21 protein-coding genes are annotated in these 20,525 nt (G+C 40.2%); 12 read left to right on the plus strand and 9 right to left on the minus strand.

Going from position 1 to position 20,525, the window contains the following annotated elements:
• Window positions 1-96: 96 nt before the first annotated feature.
• Entirely contained in the window at window positions 97-1,158 is a 1,062-nt protein-coding gene (locus tag Q0R88_RS18645; protein ID WP_295719019.1) for a histidine kinase, read from the plus strand.
• A gap of 22 nt (window positions 1,159-1,180) precedes the next feature.
• Window positions 1,181-1,906, plus strand: coding sequence for a LytTR family DNA-binding domain-containing protein (locus Q0R88_RS18650; protein WP_295719021.1), 726 nt, complete (start codon window positions 1,181-1,183; stop codon window positions 1,904-1,906).
• 58 nt (window positions 1,907-1,964) lie between these two features.
• Here Q0R88_RS18650 and Q0R88_RS18655 read toward each other — a convergent pair whose 3' ends face one another.
• Window positions 1,965-2,747, minus strand: coding sequence for a phosphatase PAP2 family protein (locus Q0R88_RS18655; protein WP_295719023.1), 783 nt, complete (start codon window positions 2,745-2,747; stop codon window positions 1,965-1,967).
• A gap of 378 nt (window positions 2,748-3,125) precedes the next feature.
• Between Q0R88_RS18655 and Q0R88_RS18660 the strand changes: the two genes are divergently transcribed.
• A complete protein-coding gene (locus tag Q0R88_RS18660) occupies window positions 3,126-3,698 on the plus strand; it encodes an HD domain-containing protein (RefSeq protein ID WP_295719026.1) in 573 nt (190 codons plus the stop codon).
• Window positions 3,699-3,791: 93 nt separating this feature from the next.
• On the opposite strand, the gene Q0R88_RS18665 is transcribed toward Q0R88_RS18660, so the two are convergent.
• The 3 genes from Q0R88_RS18665 to xth all read right to left on the minus strand — a co-directional run bounded on the left by Q0R88_RS18665 (window position 3,792) and on the right by xth (window position 7,021).
• A complete protein-coding gene (locus Q0R88_RS18665) occupies window positions 3,792-4,802 on the minus strand; it encodes an LLM class flavin-dependent oxidoreductase (RefSeq protein ID WP_295719029.1) in 1,011 nt (336 codons plus the stop codon).
• A gap of 112 nt (window positions 4,803-4,914) precedes the next feature.
• Window positions 4,915-6,081, minus strand: a complete 1,167-nt coding sequence (locus Q0R88_RS18670) for a metallophosphoesterase (RefSeq protein ID WP_295719031.1) — start codon at window positions 6,079-6,081, stop codon at window positions 4,915-4,917.
• Between the two features lie 169 nt (window positions 6,082-6,250).
• On the minus strand, window positions 6,251-7,021 hold the full coding sequence (gene xth, locus Q0R88_RS18675; protein WP_295719032.1) for an exodeoxyribonuclease III: 771 nt from the start codon (window positions 7,019-7,021) through the stop codon (window positions 6,251-6,253).
• Window positions 7,022-7,352: 331 nt separating this feature from the next.
• Between xth and Q0R88_RS18680 the strand changes: the two genes are divergently transcribed.
• From Q0R88_RS18680 to Q0R88_RS18700, 5 genes are all read left to right on the plus strand, one after another.
• Complete coding sequence (locus Q0R88_RS18680) at window positions 7,353-8,681, plus strand: GntP family permease (protein WP_295719033.1); 1,329 nt, start codon at window positions 7,353-7,355, stop codon at window positions 8,679-8,681.
• Between the two features lie 6 nt (window positions 8,682-8,687).
• The gene (locus Q0R88_RS18685) at window positions 8,688-9,848 is read left to right on the plus strand and encodes a glycerate kinase (protein ID WP_295719035.1); all 1,161 of its coding nucleotides are present in this window, start codon (window positions 8,688-8,690) and stop codon (window positions 9,846-9,848) included.
• A gap of 118 nt (window positions 9,849-9,966) precedes the next feature.
• Entirely contained in the window at window positions 9,967-10,569 is a 603-nt protein-coding gene (locus tag Q0R88_RS18690) for a class I SAM-dependent methyltransferase (RefSeq protein WP_295719038.1), read from the plus strand.
• 55 nt (window positions 10,570-10,624) lie between these two features.
• Entirely contained in the window at window positions 10,625-11,917 is a 1,293-nt protein-coding gene (locus Q0R88_RS18695; protein ID WP_295719041.1) for a DUF2851 family protein, read from the plus strand.
• Between the two features lies 1 nt (window position 11,918).
• Complete coding sequence (locus Q0R88_RS18700) at window positions 11,919-12,140, plus strand: PspC domain-containing protein (RefSeq protein WP_295719044.1); 222 nt, start codon at window positions 11,919-11,921, stop codon at window positions 12,138-12,140.
• A gap of 125 nt (window positions 12,141-12,265) precedes the next feature.
• Here the strand turns inward: Q0R88_RS18700 and Q0R88_RS18705 are convergent, their stop codons facing one another.
• Window positions 12,266-12,646 (minus strand): DUF1493 family protein, encoded by a 381-nt coding sequence (locus tag Q0R88_RS18705; protein WP_295719046.1) that lies wholly within the window; start codon window positions 12,644-12,646, stop codon window positions 12,266-12,268.
• A 169-nt stretch (window positions 12,647-12,815) separates the two neighbouring features.
• Between Q0R88_RS18705 and Q0R88_RS18710 the strand changes: the two genes are divergently transcribed.
• Together Q0R88_RS18710 and Q0R88_RS18715 are read left to right on the plus strand one after the other, a co-directional pair.
• On the plus strand, window positions 12,816-13,505 hold the full coding sequence (locus Q0R88_RS18710) for an HAD family hydrolase (protein ID WP_295719048.1): 690 nt from the start codon (window positions 12,816-12,818) through the stop codon (window positions 13,503-13,505).
• Complete coding sequence (locus Q0R88_RS18715; RefSeq protein WP_295719050.1) at window positions 13,502-14,128, plus strand: chloramphenicol acetyltransferase; 627 nt, start codon at window positions 13,502-13,504, stop codon at window positions 14,126-14,128. Before Q0R88_RS18710 ends, Q0R88_RS18715 begins: the two co-directional genes overlap by 4 nt.
• On the opposite strand, the gene Q0R88_RS18720 is transcribed toward Q0R88_RS18715, so the two are convergent.
• Together Q0R88_RS18720 and Q0R88_RS18725 are read right to left on the minus strand one after the other, a co-directional pair.
• A complete protein-coding gene (locus Q0R88_RS18720; RefSeq protein WP_295719052.1) occupies window positions 14,125-14,634 on the minus strand; it encodes a GNAT family N-acetyltransferase in 510 nt (169 codons plus the stop codon). The genes Q0R88_RS18715 and Q0R88_RS18720 overlap by 4 nt on opposite strands.
• Before the next feature lie 67 nt (window positions 14,635-14,701).
• Complete coding sequence (locus Q0R88_RS18725; protein ID WP_295719054.1) at window positions 14,702-15,037, minus strand: cupin domain-containing protein; 336 nt, start codon at window positions 15,035-15,037, stop codon at window positions 14,702-14,704.
• A gap of 190 nt (window positions 15,038-15,227) precedes the next feature.
• On the opposite strand from Q0R88_RS18725, the gene Q0R88_RS18730 reads away from it, so the two are divergent.
• Both Q0R88_RS18730 and Q0R88_RS18735 read left to right on the plus strand, forming a co-directional pair.
• Window positions 15,228-16,127, plus strand: a complete 900-nt coding sequence (locus Q0R88_RS18730) for a J domain-containing protein (RefSeq protein ID WP_295719056.1) — start codon at window positions 15,228-15,230, stop codon at window positions 16,125-16,127.
• 7 nt (window positions 16,128-16,134) lie between these two features.
• Entirely contained in the window at window positions 16,135-16,428 is a 294-nt protein-coding gene (locus tag Q0R88_RS18735; RefSeq protein WP_295719058.1) for a chaperone modulator CbpM, read from the plus strand.
• A gap of 3 nt (window positions 16,429-16,431) precedes the next feature.
• Here the strand turns inward: Q0R88_RS18735 and Q0R88_RS18740 are convergent, their stop codons facing one another.
• On the minus strand, window positions 16,432-18,114 hold the full coding sequence (locus tag Q0R88_RS18740; RefSeq protein WP_295719061.1) for a hypothetical protein: 1,683 nt from the start codon (window positions 18,112-18,114) through the stop codon (window positions 16,432-16,434).
• Window positions 18,115-18,214: 100 nt separating this feature from the next.
• The coding region (locus Q0R88_RS18745; RefSeq protein ID WP_295719063.1) for a PAS domain-containing protein at window positions 18,215-20,525 on the minus strand (2,311 nt) is incomplete at its 5' end.

Below are 20,525 nucleotides of genomic sequence, written 5' to 3' on the forward strand. Positions count from 1 at the left end.
CTTATATTCCTCTACTATTTGTGCCGTTTGTCGATATAATTTTGTGGATCGAACGCTTTTAGTTTCTTTTATGATGAATGATAATGACATATCAAAATGGATGTTCTGGATAAACAGCTTAAGCTGCCGTTTTCAAAACGCAGCATCACATTAAAGCATGCCCTGATGCATGGCGCCTATTGGGTGCTCATCACTGGGTTCTTCATTTATGAGAAAAAATATCTCATTTACAAAGCAAGTATGCCTTATTTTGTAGCCTGTGTTACCGGCCGGATTGTGCTGCTCATCGTGATCGCTTATCTTAACCTGCAATACTTTTTACCCAGGTACCTGTTAAAGAAGCGGTACCTTGCCTATTTTACGGCAATTATCATTTCTGTGATGGGGTATTTAACCGCTCAAAGCCTGTTTGATTTTTACCTTTATGGCTATGTGGTGGGCCCAATGCGTAGCAGCCATTTAATGGAAGCATTATCCTATAACTTTTTTAGCACCTTATGGTATCTTGGATTAATATTGGCACTCAAATTAAGCATCGATTGGTATGGGCAGCAACTCGTTATTCAGAAAATTATGGTGGAAAAGCTGAATGCTGAGGTTAATTTTCTTCGCGCCCAGGTAAACCCGCATTTTTTATTCAATATATTAAACAACCTGTACGCGCTAACGCTTAAAAAATCAGAACTCGCGCCGGATGTGGTGCTCAAGCTGTCAGAAATGATGGAATACATGTTGTATGATAGTACAGCTGAAAAGGTGTTGCTGGAAAAAGAGATCACCTACCTCCACAATTACATTGAATTAGAACGGCTTAGGTTTAGTGCTGACTCAGCTATTGAACTAACTACCCCGGGTGAATTGAATGGGCAGGAAATTGCTCCGCTGCTCTTATTGCCCCTGGTAGAAAATGCTTTTAAACACGGATTGAGTAAACAGACTGAAAATGGCTGGTTGAAGGTAAACATCGGGTTGGATCAGTCAATATTGACGGTAACTATAGAAAACGCAAAATCACCTTTATTTGTTCGTAATAGTAAGGGAGGAATTGGGATCGATAATTTACAAAAGCGCCTGGATCTGCTCTATCCGGCCCGACATTCTCTTGAGCTTGAAGACAAAAAAAACACCTTTTTTACCAAACTGGTAATTGAACTGTAAAGACGGACTTAATTTGAAAACGATGTTGAAATTTGTAGTGGTAGACGATGAGCCGCTTGCGCTTGAAATATTAGACGGTTACTTAAAAAAAATGGACTATGTACAATCCGTGTCACTGTTTCGACATGCGGGAGAAGCTTTGCATTATATGGAAAATCACCAAACCGATGTATTGTTATTGGACATTGAGATGCCGGAAATGACAGGGATTCAATTTCTGAAAGCACTTTCAGATCCTCCCCTGACTGTATTTACCACTGCCTACCGCAACTACGCATTTGAAGGTTATGAATTGGGTGTGATTGATTTTTTATTAAAACCTATATCCTTCAAACGTTTTGAACAAGCCATCACAAAAATCAGGGAATTCCTGGCTTTGAAAGCGCAGCATGTCAATATAGAGGGTATCCCTGCTGGTGAAGACATGGATTTTATTTTTGTCAAAAGCGGTGTTCAGCGCATAAAACTTCACTTTAATGAGGTTACACACATCCAGGGACTGAAAGATTATGCCATTATTTATACCCACTCAGAAAAAATCTTATTGAAAGGTTCAATTAAAGCGATGCTGGATATTTTCCCACAGAAGCGTTTTGTACGGGTACACAAATCTTTCATTGTATCCATTCATCAGATCAAACGCCTGGAAAGTAACCGCATTGTTTTAAACGGTCATCAAATCCCAATCGGGCGGAACTTTAAAGATGATTTGGAGAAAGCGCTAACTGCTCAATCAGGCAATAAATGAAAATTCAGATTGTTACATTATGAACCACCAAAACAATGATAAAATATAGTAATATGTGCTACAAGGTTTTAACAAATGCTAAACCAATAACATGATCCTGGTACGTAGGGATAATTATTGTCCCCACTCCTGGATTTTGTTTGCCATGGGTAAATTGCCTTTTTATAACCGGATATATCAAATAAGCAAGTTTGGTAGATAAAACACCTACCCCCGCTCCTGCTACAACATCGCTAAACCAGTGTTCATTATTATATATTCTTAAAACACCCGTTGTAGCTGCAATTGTATAACCTGCAATGCTATACCATGGCGAAATATCCCCGTACTCCTGGTTAAGAAATTCTGCTGATGCAAAAGCGTTGCCTGTGTGTCCTGATGGAAAGGAATATCTGTCGGCAGCGTTTGGTCTTAAACGGTTGCTTGTTTTCTTGGTAATAAATGTGGACCCTGCAAAAATTCCCTCTGAGAGTACGTACAGCGCAGTCCTATCGGCAAAATTATGCTTCCCTTTTACTCCTGCTATATTTAGACCATAAACCATAACTGCCGGTAAAAACTGGCTGATATTATCCAGGTTTGTTTTAAATCCAGGATGATCAGCTTGTCTGTCATTATGTATATCATAATCAATTTGCCTAATCCCACTAACATGGAAAGAAAGTACACCATAGGTGATAAAGGCGACCGGAGGGATATATGAAATAAAAGATTCGTTAAACCGGGTTATCGGGGTTTTAGGGCGTACAGATACCAGGGAGTCGCTGGCTGGCAATTCTTGCGCAAGTAAAGCTGTAGGAACGGTTAAAATGATAATAAAAAGTATCTTTCTTAGAAACATGGTTGCCAATATCAGTGGTTGAATACCAATTTTACCCCGTAATCCTGAATATTTTCTGTAGAATTCCTTAATCAACAGGATATGACTTAAATCTGATGAATATCAGATCTGATTAAGTTAATCCCCAATATATTCAATTGCCATGGCCGTTATCGCCATGGGCCTAAACTGCTAACCGTATTTATCTTAATAAAGTCAACAATTGGTCTTGATTTCAAATTGCCCCCAAAAAGACAAAGGAACATCAGACCCCGTTTTTAGATAGGATCAGGAAGTTATGTGCAGGCGGTGTAAAATAGGTCACACTATATCGGTTTTAAAGTAAAATATCCAACATTTCTACAGAATTAAACAGTATAATACTTGCAATTTATTTTTATGCTATCATTGATCGAACAGAAAGCAGGGGAATATATAATTGAACTTTTTAGTGCCAGGCTTCCTAAAGAACTCTGTTTTCATGACAAAGCTCATACCCTGGATGTTGTTAAAGCGGTAACCTTGATAGGAGAACAGTCAAGATTGGCCGAAGAAAACATAAAACTATTACAGATAGCCGCGTGGTTTCACGATAGCGGTTATACCATCAGCTACCACGATCATGAAGCTGAGAGCATTATTATTGCCGAAAACTTTCTTCAACCGCTACTTTGCCCGCAAGAATATATTGTGCAGATATGTGCTTTGATCGCTGCAACCCGGGCACCTCAAAATCCACAAAACCTGGCAGAATGTGTAATATGTGATGCGGATCTTTTCCACCTTGCCAAACCCGATTATAAGAGATATGAACAAAGGCTCCGTGACGAATGGGCGTTTTATCTCCATAAAACACTTTCAGATAAAGACTGGAAATTACTTAATATCGACTTTTTAATTGAGCACCGCTATTTCACTACTTATGGTCAAACTGTTTTGCAGGAGTTAAAGTTAAAAAACATAAAAATTTAGATTTGATAAACTATCAGCGCAGCTAAATTATAATTCGCCCTTTCTCCGGCAACATAATTTACCTTTCTCAATATCCCCTACTCTAAATTAAGATTAAGGCAACTTTAAAGCCTCAGCAAATAAACGGTAGGAATTTAGTTTGGCCTCATGCTCATAGATATGGGAAGTTGCCATTACTTCATCTATGCCTGTTTTTTGTACAAAGTCCACCATCATAGCTTTGATCATTTCTTTGCTGCCGATAAAGGAATAGGCCAGCATTTGCATAACTGCTTCCTCTTCAAATACATTCCAAACCTCTTCCATACTATCAACAGGTGGCGGTAGCAATTGCCTTTTACCAGTAACTATTCCCATAAACAGCTGTTTTACAGAAGTGGCCAGGTGCTCCGCTTCTTCATCTGTTTCCGCTGCAACCACATTAACGCAGGCTATTACATAAGGCTCCTGTAGTTGCGCAGACGGTATAAAGTTTTCCCGATATATTTTAATTGCTTCCATGAAATAGGCAGGCGCAAAATGACTGGCAAAAGCATAAGGCAGGCCTTTCGCCGCAGCCAGCCTGGCGCTATCCGTACTTGATCCCAATATCCATATAGGAATTTCAAGTCCTTCGCCCGGAATTGCCCTCACTTTGCCGTCGGCATTTTCGGTAGAAAAATATTTTTGCAAACTATCCACATCCCGCGGAAAATAAAATGAAGCATTCATATTTTCTCCCCGGATAGCCATTGCTGTTGCCTGATCTGTGCCCGGCGCCCTGCCCAAACCAAGGTCAATCCGGTTAGGGTATAAAGTAGCCAGGGTACCAAACTGCTCAGCAACCACCAGCGGCGAATGGTTTGGCAGCATAATTCCGCCTGAACCGACCCGGATGGTATTTGTATTTCCTGCGATATAACCAATTAGCACAGAAGTAGCCGAGCTGGCAACATTGATCATGTTATGGTGTTCGGCGAACCAGTAGCGCTTATAACCAAGTTCCTCTGCCTGCCTGGCATTTTCAAGGCTTTTGTGGTAAGTATCTGCAATGGAATGCCCCTCAACAACAGTTGCCAGGTCGAGAACTGAATAGACCAGTTCATGGATTGATTTTGAACTCATGCCCAAAATTAAACCTTTAATCGTGGCGGTACACGCAGACCACAGAGATATGACGTTGCTTAAACAATCAGCGAAATCCTATACCGACGCCAAATGCATTGGCAGTTGATTATCAGGATTTTCGCTTTAAAGTGAGCACCGAGATCTCGGGCCAGATACCCACACGACCCTTCAAGCCAAGGAAACCAAAGCCACGGTTCACGTACAGGTAAAGCCCACTTTTCTCATAAAGTCCAGCCCATTGTTTATATACATATTTAATGGGACTCCACTTAAAACCAAATAGCTCAAAACCAAACTGCATGCCGTGTGTGTGGCCAGAAAGCGTAAGGTGAACAGGCTGATGGTGATCTAATGTAACCGCATCCCAGTGCGAAGGATCATGTGACATTAATACCTTAAAAGCGTCGTCGGGCACTCCTGCAGTTGCCTTTTTAAGGTCGCCATATTTATGAAAACCACCCTTGCCCCAATTTTCGACACCAATCAGCGCGAAAAACTGCTCATTCTTCTTAATAGGCATAGCCTCGTTCAGCAATAACCGGAACCCGATCTCCTGGTGAACCTCTTTTAACCTATCCAGATTAGCCTGTTGGGCTGCTTCGCTTTCCCAGCGCATATAATCGCCGTAATCATGGTTACCTAACACCGAGTATTTCCCATATGGAGCTTCCAGTTTTGCAAATGCAGGTATCCACGGGTCCATTTCGTTAGCCTGGTTGTTCACCAGATCGCCGGTAAAGAGGATCATGTCGCTTTGCTGTGCGTTAACCAGGTCAAGCCCTTTTTGTACCCCGTCTTTGTCGCTGAAACTGCCGGAATGAACGTCGGATATTTGTGTAATGGTAAATCCATCAAAGGTTTCGGGCAAGTCATCAAAATAAAGGGTTTCGCGGTGAACCTTATAGTAATGACGTCCGCGCGTGATACCGAATAACAATAAGCCAAAAAGCAGTATTGCTAAGATTAATATAAACTCGCTCACTGCATAGCTACGTGGCGGAAATCCCCTGAATGCGCGGGTAACATCTTCAAGCACCAATATTGTGGAGCCCAATAGCTTGGGTATAAAAGAGAGCAGTACCGGAGCCATAAGCCAAGAAATTAGTTTGGTCTTCCCCGTCATTGCGCCGTATAAGATGGTACCGGCGAGAAAGATGTCAACCATCCAGTACGCCAGGTATAGGAAAGTGTTAGATGTCAGCGTTTCAACAGCTGAAAAAAAGTAAATGTCAATAATCATCCATAGCAGTAGGATGGCTGGAATTCTTGTCTTCATATAAAAGCTAAGACGAGCAGGCCCGCAAAACATTTTAACGACCTGAACATGATGTCATTTAGATGACAAATGGCTTTTAGTCCGGTTGTTCACCAAATAATTCTCCACAACTATCGCAGCTTTTCCTGCCGTCAAAAGCATTGTGCTCATAGATAATAAACACGGATTATTAAATTACTTCGATCCAGACCGGGCAATGGTCACTGGTTTTTTCCCAACCGCGAACGTCCCGATCTACGCCGCCCCCCGTTAGCCGGTCCTTTAAATTAGGGCTGAGCAGGAAATGATCAATGCGTAGTCCTGCATCGCGTCCGTAGGCATTACGGAAATAATCATAAAAAGTATAGATTGTTTCAGTGGGATATAATTTCCGGATGGCATCAGTCCAGCCTTGAGCCAGCAGGTTATGAAACGCCGCGCGGGTCTCGGGCCTGAAGAGGGCGTCATTAACCCAGCGTTCCGGTTTGTACACATCCTGTTCGGTGGGCATCACGTTATAATCCCCGCATAAAACCACCGGAATATCATGACTCAGCAGTTGGGCGGCATGAGCGGTGAAGCGATCAAACCATTGGAGCTTATAGCCAAATTTCGGTCCGGGCGCCGGGTTGCCGTTTGGAAGGTAAAGGCAGCCGATCAATACACCATTCACAATGGCCTCTATATAGCGGCTATGCAGATCTTCAGGGTCGCCCGGCAGTCCGCGCCTTGACTCTTTAATATCTTCATTGCGTGATAAAATTGCTACGCCGTTCCAGCTTTTCTGCCCATGCCAGATAGATTGGTAACCTGCATCCTTAATAGCCTGTTCGGGGAATTTTTCCTGGGGGGCTTTAAGCTCTTGCAGGCAAACAACATCGGGGGCGCTTTCTTCCAGCCAGCGCAGTAATACTGGCAGGCGTCCGTTAACACCATTCACATTATAGGTAGCTATTTTCATGTCAGCTGATTTAACGAAAACTAAGTTATAAAAATTCCTCCCTTTCTGGGCGTGCGTCTTCCGATTTTGCCAGGCCAGGTGTTCTTGTCTAAGATGCGAACACTCAGCATTAGTCAAAAAAAATCCTTCATTTCAATATAAACAAAAAGATTAATTGATTAATATATTTTATTGAATATTAAATATATACCTAATTTATATAAAGCATAATTATTGTTTTATACACCTATAACCAATAGTTATACTACATGCAAAAGAACATTTTTGATTACTTAGAACGACGCTGATTTAATTATTCGGCGTACATTGTGATCCTATAAAAATAATATTTATGGATACTTTTCTTGCGCGCGTTTTGATTTGCCTTATCATTGGTATCGCGGTTATTGTAGTGCTTACCGCAAAATTCAGGATACACGCTGTCTTCGCCCTGATAATAGCTTGTTTGCTGGTGGGCCTTGGTGTTGGCTTATCGCTGAACAACGTACTTACTGCCATAAAAGAAGGTTTCGGCAATATCTTAAAATCACTCGGTGCGCTTATTATATTGGGTACTACACTGGGTGTTATACTGGAGCACACCGGCAGCACGCGGGTAATGGCAAACGCTATCCTGAAAATAGTTGGTAAAAAGCAAGCTGCGCTGGCCATGAGCATTACCGGCCTTATTGTGGGCTTACCCATATTTTGTGATTCGGGCTATATCGTACTCAGTGGTTTAAACAAATCATTGGCAAAAAGCACGGGAATCTCTATTGTAATTATGGCCGCTTCACTGGCTACCGGGCTATATGCTGTGCATTGCCTCGTTCCACCCCACCCTGGTGCCGCTGCTGCTGCCGGTATTATTGGCGTTGATTTAGGCAAACTAATCATGATTGGAACAACAGTTGCCATTCCAGCCATGATTGCAGGTTTCCTGTGGGTTGGTTATGCCAGTAAATCGATACCCAAACCGGTTATTACAGATGATGTTTTAAGCGGGGAACCTATAGGTCAACCATCCGTAATAAAGGCTTTTTTACCTGTATTGCTACCGATATTCTTAATCGCCTTGAAATCTTTTTTTGTGATTGAGCCAGGCACAGTCAACAATTGGCTGAGTATTTTACTTGCCCTGGGCGATCCTGTTATCGCCCTTGCCATAGGGATATTGCTTGCTTTTAACGCGTCCCGTTCATGGAAAAAGGATGTGGTTGCCAAACTATTACAAGATGGTGCAGAAAAAGCAGGTGGTATATTGGTGATCATAGGTGCGGGCGGGGCATTTGGGGCCGTTTTGGCGGCTACACAAATTGGGAATCATTTAAGTAATGCCTTGCCGCTGGCTGGTATGGGCATATTTTTTCCATTTTTACTTACCTTTATTCTAAAAACAGCACAGGGCTCATCAACAGTGGCTATTATCACGGCTTCATCAATTGTGCTGCCTTTATTAACTTCTTTGGGTTTAAATACAGATAAGGGACATATACTTTGTGTTTTGGCTATGGGTGCAGGTTCCATGATGATATCACATGCCAATGATGCTTATTTCTGGGTCATAGCAAAGTTTTCCGGACTTGAAATGAAAACCATGCTGAGGGTGTATTCATTAGCTACGGTATGTATGGGGGTAACTTCTTTTTTGGTTGTATATCTTTTAACCTTTATTATATAATTTGTTATGCACATCCTGATAGCGCCAAATGCTTTTAAAAATAGTTTGACTGCATCGGCTGCCGCTGTAGCCATTGAAAAAGGATTACAGCAAAGCATGCTCTCCTGTACCACCGAATGTTTCCCGATAGCAGACGGTGGCGATGGTACTGCCGCCCTTATTATCCAAAAGCTGCAGGGTAAAATTATTGCCGTTGAAATACAGGACCCTCTGGGCCGGAACATAGAAGCCTCATTCGGTTTGATTGACAGCGGCAAAATTGCTGTAATTGAAATGGCAGATGCATCAGGCTTAAGATTGCTGAAGCAACATGAACTGAATCCTTTAATGGCGTCATCGTACGGAACAGGTCAGGTGATTAAAAGAGCTCTTGATTTTGGAGTGAAAACAATTTTAATAGCGATGGGAGGCACCGCTACGATTGATGGTGGAACTGGTATTTTAAGAGCACTTGGCGTTCGTTTTTTGAATGAGGCCGGCGATCAATTAGTGCATATGCCCGAAATTTTGACAGAGCTTGCCAGGGTCGATTTTTCTGCTATTGATGAACGATTACAACACACCTCTATCATTGTACTTTGCGATGTGGACAATAAGCTATTGGGTGCGCAGGGTGCGGCAGCTGTATTCGGCCCGCAAAAGGGTGCTGATTCGCAGGCTGTAGAAATTCTTGATGCAGGACTTTCCAGGTTTAATGATATTACGCTAAAACAGCTTCATATAAATATAGCTGCAACCCAATATGGAGGTGCAGCCGGCGGGGCATCAGCTGCGCTTTGTGCCTGGGTAAATGCGAAACTGGTAAACGGTATAGATTATTTTATGGAACTTACCCGTTTTGATGATGCGCTGCAAAAAAGCGATCTTGTAATAACCGGAGAGGGAAGCATTGATGAGCAAACACTACAGGGAAAAGGGCCCTTTGGGGTGGCCAGCAGGGCAAAAGCAAAGGATGTACCTGTAATTGGTTTGGCAGGTAAAATACCACTTCATGATAACGACAAATTAAACCAGTACTTTGACGTACTGATGGCTATTGGAAACGAACCTTCAGATATCACTGCCGCCTTAAACCACACGGAACAAAATTTAATAAGAACATCCAAAAATCTTGCGTCGATATTGATGATGGGCATTTACAAAAGGATCATTGAGGAAAAAGACTAAAGCCACCCGGAATAATGATTGGCAATCCACAATTGCTAACGTGTCAATCCCCCACCCAAATATTTGTAACAAAATGATATATTGGTGTTTTATTATATTGGCGTACAAATATTGATGTATGAATACTGCTGCAGATTCACAAGCTATTTTTGATTACCATAGAAACATGATCTTCTTTCATGGCAACCAGGGAACTGCGGCCCTGGGATGGAAAGATCAGGAAAGTCAGTTGATACGGTTTAAAGTGTTAGCCAGGATAGCGGATCTGAATGGATGTTCGGTATTGGACACCGGTTGCGGACATGGGGATCTGCTGGCATACCTGCTTCCCTTATATCCTCAAATAACTTATATGGGCCTTGAACAAATACCTGAACTTTTGGTGGAGGCCAACAGAAGATATGGCAAACTGCCTAAGTGTTCCTTTATGCAAGGTGATTTTATGAGCGACGAGATACCGGCAAGTGATTACGTGATTGCCAGCGGATCGCTTAATTATTTCAGTAGTGACCCAGATTTTATTTATAAAGCAATTGCTAAATTATTTGCCCAAAGCAAGCTTGGCATGGGTTTCAACTTGTTGAGCAGTATTATTCCTAACGGCCTTTTAGTTGCTTATGATCAGCAGAAAATACTGGCGTTCTGTCAAACCATCAGCAGAAAGGCGCTGCTAATTAACGACTATAGCGAAGAAGATTTCACTATTTTTCTGTACCGCTAATCTTTCAGTTTAAAATTTGAAGTTAGTCAGCTGTCACATTTACTATATTTAAACCATGCTTTTCACCGAAGACTTTTTGCATTACGTATGGAAATTCAGGCTTTTTGATCGTATTGATCTGCAAACTGAAGATGGTAAAACCCTTGAAATATTTTCGACAGGAGTACATAACACAGATGCAGGCCCTGATTTTCATAATGCCCGTATCAAAATAGATGAAACCATCTGGGCCGGGAATATTGAAGTTCACCTTTCGGCTTCCGACTGGCAAAAACATGGGCATACTACTGATGACGCCTATAACAATGTAATTTTGCACGTGGTATACAATGATGATTTGCCTTTGGTTTTGACAAACGGCCGCAAAGTGCCAACCCTTCAGTTAAAAGACAGGATACCCGCGGAATTATATGGCCGCTATCACCAGATGGTGTTTGGGAACCAAACTATAATACCATGTGAGGCCAGTATTGGCGCCATTGATCAACTCATCATGAATAACTGGTTAACAAGGGTATTGGTTGAGCGCCTTGAAAAAAAATCAGCAGCTGTAATAACCGCCCTTTCCCTAAACCGTGGCGATTGGGAGGAAACGTTCTACCAGTTTTTGGCGGCAAACTTTGGTTTTAAAACAAATGCACTCCCCTTTGAACTGCTTGCCAAGTCCTTACCTCAGCTTACTCTTGGTAAGCACAAAAACAATCCGATGCAGGTAGAAGCGCTGATATTTGGGCAGGCAGGGTTTTTGGATGCTGATTTGAAAGATGATTATCCAAACAAATTGAAGAAGGAATATGATTTTCTGCGGAAGAAATACAGTTTAAAGCCTGTGGAAAACCATTTATGGAAATTTATGCGGTTAAGGCCTCAAAACTTTCCTACAATTAGGCTGGCTCAATTTGCTGCGCTTATCGTGAATTCTGCTCATTTGTTCTCTAAAATATTGGAAATAAAAGATATCGATGCGCTCAGAAATCTTTTCGCCTCCATAAAAACAAATGGATATTGGGATGATCATTTTCGCTTTGATATACCGTCTAATTCAAAGTCCTCGCCAAAAACCATGGGAGCATCATCTGTAGATATATTGCTCATCAATACCCTGGCCCTATTCCTGTTTAGTTATGGTAAGCATCATCAACAACAGTACTATATAAGTCGCAGCCTAAAGCTTTTGGAAAATTTACCGGCCGAAAAGAACAATATTACCGCAGATTTTGTTAACTTAGGAGTGAAAATTACAAACGCGTTTGAATCGCAGGCACTGCTTGAACTAAAAAATAACTACTGTAATTATAAGAAATGCCTGCAGTGCGGCGTTGGTAATAAAATATTAAAGCTGACCTGATATGCTACAAAGAATACTTACTTTTTTTGAACGGTACTCCTTCGGTGTATGCACCTATCTTGGCGAAAGATTTAATGTTTCAATAGCTAAAATCCGTCTATTTTTTATATACTCTTCTTTTTTAGCCGTGGGTTTCCCGCTGATATTTTATTTCTTTGCCGGTATAGTACTGGATATTCGCAGATATGTAAAAAGAAATCATACAAGGGTTACAGATCTCTAGATAATTGGTCAATTAATTCCTTAAGCCGGTATTTTCGCTTGTAATTTATTTCGTCTGAATCCGGATTAAACCGACTGAATGACTACTATGGTTTTGAATAAGTTGTATTGCAACTTCACTAACCTTTACACCAATATTCCTGTCATAACAGCATCCTGCAGGTTACGTACTTTAAACTTTGGTTTGTAGCAATAATGTGCAAGCTGTTTTACCCAGGTGTTGTGGTAGCCAAATAACATTTTTATCATTCTCACCCGGGTTGATCCCTTGGGATAGCCGTATTTATACCAGGTAAATTTAGATTGATCAATATTAAACTGGTCGGCAAAGTCTGCCAGGAAAAGATCTATCTCGATATCAAAAATATCCAGATCAAGATCAAGGCTGGTTTCGAGGCATAGGCTACCAGGATCCACACTTTGAATCTTATAGCGGCTGCAATAATCAACTATAAATTCTTTTAAAGGCGGCAATATCTCTTCCATTAATTGAATAGTTTTGATCATTTTGGTTATAGGACGTTGTTTTAAAAACAAAGGTTGCATCATGGAGACTACTTTTTTTTAAAAAGGTTACTTAAAAATAAATTTGGTTTATAAAATGTCGGAGATAAACTTTTTGATAGATAATTAAAGGCGTATTGCTATTATTGCAGTACGTTTTTTTTTATTTATTATGAGATTAAAAGTTATTGCTTTTGATGCCGATGATACGCTGTGGGTGAATGAGCCATATTTTCAAAACACCGAAAAAAAGTTCTGCAGCTTACTTGAAGATTTTTTACCGGAACATAGTATATCAAGTGAGCTTTTTAAAGTCGAGATTGAGAACCTATCGCTTTATGGCTATGGCATAAAGGGGTATATTTTAAGCATGATTGAGGCTGCTCTCAACATATCCGAAAAGAAGATTAGTATTGAAATTATCGATATTATATTGGAATATGGTAAACAAATGCTTAACGAACCAATTGAGTTATTGGATGGTGTGGAAGAAGTACTATCAGCTTTAAAACCTCATTATCGGTTGGTGGTGGCTACTAAAGGCGATTTGCTTGACCAGGAACGTAAATTAAAAAAATCGGGGCTGGCACATTACTTTCACCATATCGAAATTATGAGTGATAAACAAGAGGATGATTATATCAAGCTAATTAAGCACCTTGATATTGATCCAAGCGAGTTTATGATGGTGGGCAATTCCCTGAAATCGGATGTGATGCCTGTGCTTAATATTGGCGGGAGTGCTATCCATGTTCCGTTCCATACCACCTGGGCACATGAACATGTTGAAACCATCCTCACACATGAAAAATTTAAACATGCCGATACGCTTAAAGATATATTGACATCGATACAGATATGAAGCAAAAGTTACACCTTGATACGTGGGTACGTAAGGAGCATTTTCATCTCTTTAAACAATTTGATGAGCCTTTTTACGGCGTTACAGTAAGAATTGATTGTACGAAAGCGTACCTTTTTGCGAAAGAAAAAGAAGCATCATTTTTTCTGTATACAATGCATAGGGCATTGGCCGCGGCAAATGCTCTTGAGCCGTTTAAATTAAGAATAGAAGATGACGAGGTTTATATTTATGATCAAATAGATGCCGGGTCAACCATCGGGCGCAGTAATGGTACTTTTGGATTTGGATATATTCCGTATGCTTCCCAATTTGACCAATTTATCATAACCGCGAATAAAGAAGTTGAAAGCGTTCAAAACTCAAATGATTTGATTCGATCCAAGGTCAATAACATTATTCGATTTTCATCACTGCCATGGATCGATTTTACCAGTATATCACATGCCAGTACTTTTGGTTCACAAAATAGCTGTCCAAGGATTTCTTTTGGGAAAATGACACAGCAGGATGGCAAAAGATCAATGCCGGTATCAATTCATGTTCACCATGCATTAATTGACGGCTTGCATGTCGGCCAGTATATTGACCTCTTTCAGGAATTGATGGACAGCGTTGTTTAAACCGATTTCTCCATCACTATAAGCTCAATCAACTCTTTAGGCGAACCGAACCGACCATGATCATGAAAAGGTTGGATTTCGCCGGTAAAGGCATAGCCCCTGCGTTGGTACCAACTGATGAGCTCTTTACGGGTTCGGATAACGGTCATACTAATAGTATGTAAACCCAATTGTTTTGCAATAACTTCTGCCTCCTCAATTAAAGCACGGCCTACTCCCCCGTTTTGTAAAGTTGGCGATACGCTAAACATGCCCAGGTACAACTTATCCCCTTTTACTTCAAGGTAAACAGATCCTATTATCTTGTCATCGTCATCAATATATTTTAACAGCGTAATGGCATCATTACTAAGGTACTCAACCAGCATCGGCTCATCTATTCTTATACCGTCTATCAGATCAGTTTCGGTTGTCCAGCCTTTTTTTGATTCCTCGCCACGGTAAGCGCTGTTAATTAAAACATTCAATTCGGGTACATCGGCAAGGGTAGCTTTAATTATAGGCATATTGTTTTGTTTTTGGGAGGGCAAAATTAATATTTAGCGGTATTAATTTTAACAAAAATGCCTTAAATTATAATAATTTATAATCTTCACGTGCCGGGCTAAATATATCTATTAGTTTGCAATCAGTAACCGCAGTGCCACCATGAACTATATTTGAGGGAATTGTGGCAAACATTCCAGAATCTAAAACCTGTGGGACGCCATCGACAGTAAGTTCAAATTTACCTTCAATAACAAAAGAATATTGTTCATGTATATGCTTATGCATTGGTAACGAAATCCCGGCTTTAACCTCGATGAAGTTGATTGTGTTCCCGCTCGTATGGATCAGTTTGGAGAAATAACCCGGAGCTATTTCTTTGGTTTCAATATCACTAAAATGGTGGAAAATCTGATTTTGCATGCGGTAAATTTACGGTACTATTTTAAATTCTGTGCCTTTCTTTCGCTGCTTTTAATAGTCCTCCTTAATCGAGTCTTCATTAAAGACTGATTCATTCAAAACTTTGATGATAGCTGCTAAATAATGCTTAATTTTCTGCTGATAAAAACTTAGCCTTAATTTTAAGGTTATAATTATACAATAGTTTACCATGGCTTTTATTGATTATTATAAAACATTAGGCATAGAAAAAACGGCTACGGAAAAAGAAATTAAAAATGCTTACCGTAAACAGGCCCGTAAATATCATCCAGATCTTAATCCCAATGATACCGAAGCAAATAAAAAATTCCAGGAGATTAATGAAGCTAACGAGGTATTAAGCGATTCTGAAAAACGTAAAAAGTACGATAAATATGGCGAAAACTGGCAGCATGGCGAAGCCTATGAACAGCAAACCAGGCAACAGCAAAGCCGCCAACGCAATTCTGCTGACCCAGGAAGCTTTGAAGGCTTTGGCGGTGGTTATGGTGGTGGGGAAGATTTTTCCGATTTTTTTCAGTCGATGTTTGGAGGCGCTGGAGCTGGTGGCAGGCGCACCGGGTACCGTGGCCAGGACTTGAATGCCGAATTTCAGCTGAACCTGCAGGATACCTTACAAACCCATAAACAAACCTTAACAGTAAATTGCAAAAATATCCGTATAACAATACCGGCGGGCATCGAGAACGGGCAAACCATAAAAATATCAGGACATGGCGGCCCGGGAGTAAATGGCGGACCAGCCGGCGATTTGTATATTAAATTCAATATTCCTGCTGATGCCCGTTTTAAGCGCGATGGCGCCAATTTATATAATACGATAAAGCTTGATCTTTACACCGCCGTTTTAGGTGGCGAGATTATGGCCGAAACTCCAACAGGTAAAGTAAAAGTTAAAGTAAAGGCCGAAACACAAAACGGAACTAAAGTGAAACTTAAAGGCAAAGGGATGCCCATCTATAAAAAGGAAAATGAGTTTGGTGATCTGTACCTTACTTATGACATACAAATACCTACCAACCTTACTGATAAGCAAAAGCAACTGTTTGAAGAACTATCAAAATCCTGATCCACTTATGAAAACAGATAATTTAATAACCGCCAATGATTTTTGTATGTACCACAACGTTGAATATACATTTTTCAATTCGTTAGAACAGGCTGGATTGGTTGAGGTTACTGTGATTAACGAAACTACTTTTATACCGGAAACAGAACTGCGCAAGCTTGAAAAAATGATAAGTCTGCATCAGTTAGATATTAATGTGGCAGGCATTGAAGCAATAACACACTTGCTTAACCGCATAGAACAAATGCAGGAAAACATGCGTACGCTGCACAACAGGTTAAAAATGTACGAAGGCGAATAAAGGCTATTCCATATATTTTAGCATCATGCGCTCACTTACTATATGAGCGTCTTCAATCACAGATTCGGGGTATCCCATGGAGGCTAATATAGCTATGCCATTTTTACTTTTCAACAAGCCTTCTTTCAATTTGTAATCAAAAACCAATGTTCGGCCTGATTTAGAGTCTTCAAATGAATAGATGGCGAAATCCTCGTCCAAAAGTTCGGCGAGTTCAAGATCATGGGTTGATACAAATACAAAGTTATCATTGGCTGTGATGTATGATAATACCGATTTTGCCGCCGCAATACGCTCAATTGTATTAGTACCCCTAAATATTTCATCAATAATTACAAGGCTTTTGACGGCTTCTGCGCTGCCACTGTTATCAACAATATTTAATATTGCCGATGCCTGGGCTTGGAAAAAGCTTTGCTGCTCTTCTATACTATCGGTGATTTTGATACTGGTTTGTATCTTAAGAAAGGGGGCTTTATATGCCTTGGCGCAACTGGTGAACAGCGTTTGAGCCAACAATGTATTTATCGCAATAGATTTAATAAATGTTGTTTTGCCCGACATGTTTGAGCCCGTTATCAATGCTCCTTTATCGGCACGGGTATTTAAAGAATTAGGTACACATTTCTTTACTAATGGATGGTAAAGATCTGTGATGTCCATTTTGGCGTCTTGATCTATAAACTCTGGTTTATTGTAAAAAGGCAAGCCTTCCCTTACCGATTGTATGGCTATCAGCATATCAATCTCGGCAACAAACGCATATACCTTCTCAATATCATCACTGTATCTGCCAATGTGTTTTACAGAGTTTGTATATATGTATGGTTCAAGCAAAAACAATGTCTTAAAAAGCTGGAAAACCGCATAACCCGGTGAACCTGAATCAGCAACCAACATGCTTTCAAGGTTTACAATGCTCAGGGAGCGCTTAAGCCCGGCAAGGTTTACAAGGCTTTTTTTTACTTCCTCAGTATCGCCAGCTTTGGCATTTTTAACTAACCAAACAGCAACCTTGTGCATTATCAATAATTGAGGCAATGAATCTGAATATGCAGCTGTTTTTCTTTTGCTTGCAAAATGGAAAATAACATTATACCCAAACAATACAGCTAAAACTATTAAACTTACCGGATTAGGTATAATCAGTATCGAAATAATAGCCGCTAAAATTAAATAAGGAACCACCTTAATGTAAACATCCATCACAGGTGCAAATAATGGTACATGTGATTTTAAAAACAGGTTGGCAATCTGGTAAGCATTGGTATGATTAAGCCTGGAAAGTTCCAGTTCAATTAATTCGCGGTTGGGGTTATCAGCATTAAGTGTTTCTATCTTTTTATCCAGTAATAATAAATTGCCGATTGTTGTTTCTGGAAAATGCAGTTTTTTGTAGAGATATTGTTTGCCTGGTTTTGAGTTAGTCCTGTCAATGTAATTAAAGATATTTTTAAGGTCGAGGTCATCAGATGTTACTGTAGACAACTTTCCGGCGCTATTGTCTGCATCCGCGTAAACCTTTATCAAATCAAAATTACGCCTTGCATTTAACGGTTTGGCCCACTTGTTTTTTATTTTTTCAAGGTTTGTTTCTTTAGCACGTAGCTTTCCAAAGTAAGATGCTATGTATGAGACTGTAAGCACAATGGTGAAAACTAACAGTGTAAATAAGAAATAATACATGATTAAAAGTATAAAAATAGTTTAAACCCGAGTAATACTAAAAGTTCAGCCTGCAATAAAGATGGGCTTTTTTATGTAAACCCATTGTTACTATCACAATTTAATTTTCATGGATGGCTGCATCATTTGCCATTTCAATTATTACGGTATCTAAACGATCAAGTTCAACAAATATATAATCCAGGGCCGCAGCATCAGCGGGGTCGTCTTTTAGCATTGCGGTAAGTGCCTTTAAATTTGCAACGGGGCTTCGCATAAAATGCGATTGTTTCCATGCCATATTTTTTATGCTGTTTACCTGGTTATGAATTTGTTCATAAGCAACCTTAAGATCATTTTCTGCATTCTTTCTTTCGGTGATATCATAAAGAGCCATCATCAGCCCCAGAATTTGATCATTGTTATCAATAATGGGGAACAAGCGTAAATAATACCAATATATTGATCCATCGGGTTGCGGATAATCAATTTCATGACTAATCTCTTTTCCATTTAATACCCGCTTAGTAAGGCCAATGAATTGCTGGAAGCGTTTTATGGGGAAATAATCACCTACCTGATCTCCTTTTTGCAGGGTGTGGTTATATTGTTCTTTTACAAATTTTACCGCCATTTGATTATAGGCAAGCACATTCAATTTTTTATCAAATAAAGCGTAAGCCGAATCGGTAGTATTTAATATTGTTTGAAGGTTGGCCTCGGATTTTTGCAACAGCTCATCCGATTTTATCTTTTCTGTAATGTCATTAGCCAATGACAGGCGGACGGGCATAGCTTCAAACACTATATCCTGCGTAATTATCTCTACAATAATTAGCGAACCATCTTTTTTCTGATGCTCACAAATTCCTTGTTCGCCCACTTGAACTGTATTTTTTCCATAGCCATTAATAACATTATTGCAATTCCCTTTTGGCCGCAGGTCTTTGGCGTTCAGCTTTAAAAACTCTTCATTGGTATAACCGTAATGCCTTGAAGCAGCTTTATTTGCAGCTATAATAGATAGGTCATTTCCGGATATCATCCACATTGGCAGTGGGTTACTATCAAATAGCAATTTGTATTTTTGTTCGGACTGGCGGAGTAATTCTTCTGCTTTTTTGCGTTCGGTGATATCAATCATTGATCCTATAATGGTGGGTTCACCATCAATATTAACGCGATTGCCATAAAACTCTACCCAATTCAAGGAACCATCTTTACACTCTCCTACCACTTCGTAATGCACACTATCAACCTCTCCATCCATACGTGCCCTGATATTCTCTAAAGTAGTGGCTTTAAAATCCTTACTGACTATAATATCCACTGATGCTGCATTCACCAGTTCCTCCTGGCTATATTTAAAAACATTGGCAAAGCGCGGATTTACATAGATAAATTTCCCTTTTTGGATAATGTAAACACCAACCATTGATTTCTCGGCAAGAGTTCTGAATTTTAACTCGGCATGCTTTAATTCGGTTTCCATCGCTTTGCGTGATGTAATATCTCTTGCAATAACCAGTATGCGATTTTCAGAAAACTTTTTCACGTTTACCTCCACATCAAACACGGTACCATCTTTTTTTATAAAACGGCGCTCTTTGATAGTTGCCGTTCCAAGGTCATCTAACCCTAAAACTATTGGATCATTTTTTAAATGCTCTGGTTCAATTACCTGGATTACTTTTAGTTGCAAAAGCTCCTGATGGGTATAGCCTGTCATTTTGCACATGCTGGCATTTACCTCTGTAAAATTATTAGCGAGGTCAAGCACGTAAATAGCGTCCGATGCATGTTCAATAAGTGATCTGTATCTCCGTTCGCTTTCTCTTAGTTTTTCAACCATGCTCATTAATTCCGCTGAGCGCTCCTCTACCCTCTTTTCCAGTGAGTTATTAATGGATATAACCTCATTTTCGGCAATAAAACGTTTTTCGTCTACCCTGTTTAGCCACATTGCCGTAATTGCTACAAGAGCAAGGCAAATGATAAGCATAATAAGTGGAAGCATGTACATGCTTACTTCAAATGTTAACAGATGATTAAACTGTGTTTTAAACCTAAAAAAGCCCAAAACAATAAATATAAATTCAAGCGGTAAAAACAGCCTGCGCGCCATTTGATTACCTACTCTATCGCCGGTAAATAAATTAGTAAAACCGTATTGCGGATATAAAAGTGAGGCCGCTAAAGAGATGCTAAAAAACAATAAAGCAGTATTTAGCGGCATTGAACTTACATAGCGAAAATCATAAAACAATGAAAAGCCATATACATACCCAATTATAGCAACCGTTGAAATTAATGTAACCGAATGAAGCATGTACTGGCCCACCGGCAGCAGTTTTTTGGGCTCGGACGGAGCGTTGTCATCCGCGCGGTTGTCCCCACCGCCCGCGCGCCGCGGACTCCCCGCGGGCGGCGTG

It is taken from the genome of Mucilaginibacter sp., from assembly GCF_025362475.1.
Classification (GTDB): Bacteria; Bacteroidota; Bacteroidia; order Sphingobacteriales; family Sphingobacteriaceae; genus Mucilaginibacter.

Excerpts from the sequence above, each read along its gene's own strand:
- Q0R88_RS18735 (WP_295719058.1), top strand. The coding sequence starts at position 16,135 with ATGAAAACAGATAATTTAATAACCGCCAATGATTTTTGTATGTACCAC.
- Q0R88_RS18670 (WP_295719031.1), bottom strand. The coding sequence starts at position 6,081 with ATGAAGACAAGAATTCCAGCCATCCTACTGCTATGGATGATTATTGAC.
- Q0R88_RS18725 (WP_295719054.1), bottom strand. The coding sequence starts at position 15,037 with ATGCAAAATCAGATTTTCCACCATTTTAGTGATATTGAAACCAAAGAA.
- Q0R88_RS18705 (WP_295719046.1), bottom strand. The coding sequence starts at position 12,646 with ATGATCAAAACTATTCAATTAATGGAAGAGATATTGCCGCCTTTAAAA.
- Q0R88_RS18660 (WP_295719026.1), top strand. The coding sequence starts at position 3,126 with ATGCTATCATTGATCGAACAGAAAGCAGGGGAATATATAATTGAACTT.
- Q0R88_RS18655 (WP_295719023.1), bottom strand. The coding sequence starts at position 2,747 with ATGTTTCTAAGAAAGATACTTTTTATTATCATTTTAACCGTTCCTACA.
- Q0R88_RS18730 (WP_295719056.1), top strand. The coding sequence starts at position 15,228 with ATGGCTTTTATTGATTATTATAAAACATTAGGCATAGAAAAAACGGCT.
- Q0R88_RS18680 (WP_295719033.1), top strand. The coding sequence starts at position 7,353 with ATGGATACTTTTCTTGCGCGCGTTTTGATTTGCCTTATCATTGGTATC.
- Q0R88_RS18720 (WP_295719052.1), bottom strand. The coding sequence starts at position 14,634 with ATGCCTATAATTAAAGCTACCCTTGCCGATGTACCCGAATTGAATGTT.
- Q0R88_RS18700 (WP_295719044.1), top strand. The coding sequence starts at position 11,919 with ATGCTACAAAGAATACTTACTTTTTTTGAACGGTACTCCTTCGGTGTA.
- xth (WP_295719032.1), bottom strand. The coding sequence starts at position 7,021 with ATGAAAATAGCTACCTATAATGTGAATGGTGTTAACGGACGCCTGCCA.
- Q0R88_RS18690 (WP_295719038.1), top strand. The coding sequence starts at position 9,967 with ATGAATACTGCTGCAGATTCACAAGCTATTTTTGATTACCATAGAAAC.
- Q0R88_RS18665 (WP_295719029.1), bottom strand. The coding sequence starts at position 4,802 with ATGAGTTCAAAATCAATCCATGAACTGGTCTATTCAGTTCTCGACCTG.
- Q0R88_RS18650 (WP_295719021.1), top strand. The coding sequence starts at position 1,181 with ATGTTGAAATTTGTAGTGGTAGACGATGAGCCGCTTGCGCTTGAAATA.
- Q0R88_RS18685 (WP_295719035.1), top strand. The coding sequence starts at position 8,688 with ATGCACATCCTGATAGCGCCAAATGCTTTTAAAAATAGTTTGACTGCA.
- Q0R88_RS18710 (WP_295719048.1), top strand. The coding sequence starts at position 12,816 with ATGAGATTAAAAGTTATTGCTTTTGATGCCGATGATACGCTGTGGGTG.
- Q0R88_RS18740 (WP_295719061.1), bottom strand. The coding sequence starts at position 18,114 with ATGTATTATTTCTTATTTACACTGTTAGTTTTCACCATTGTGCTTACA.
- Q0R88_RS18695 (WP_295719041.1), top strand. The coding sequence starts at position 10,625 with ATGCTTTTCACCGAAGACTTTTTGCATTACGTATGGAAATTCAGGCTT.
- Q0R88_RS18645 (WP_295719019.1), top strand. The coding sequence starts at position 97 with ATGGATGTTCTGGATAAACAGCTTAAGCTGCCGTTTTCAAAACGCAGC.
- Q0R88_RS18715 (WP_295719050.1), top strand. The coding sequence starts at position 13,502 with ATGAAGCAAAAGTTACACCTTGATACGTGGGTACGTAAGGAGCATTTT.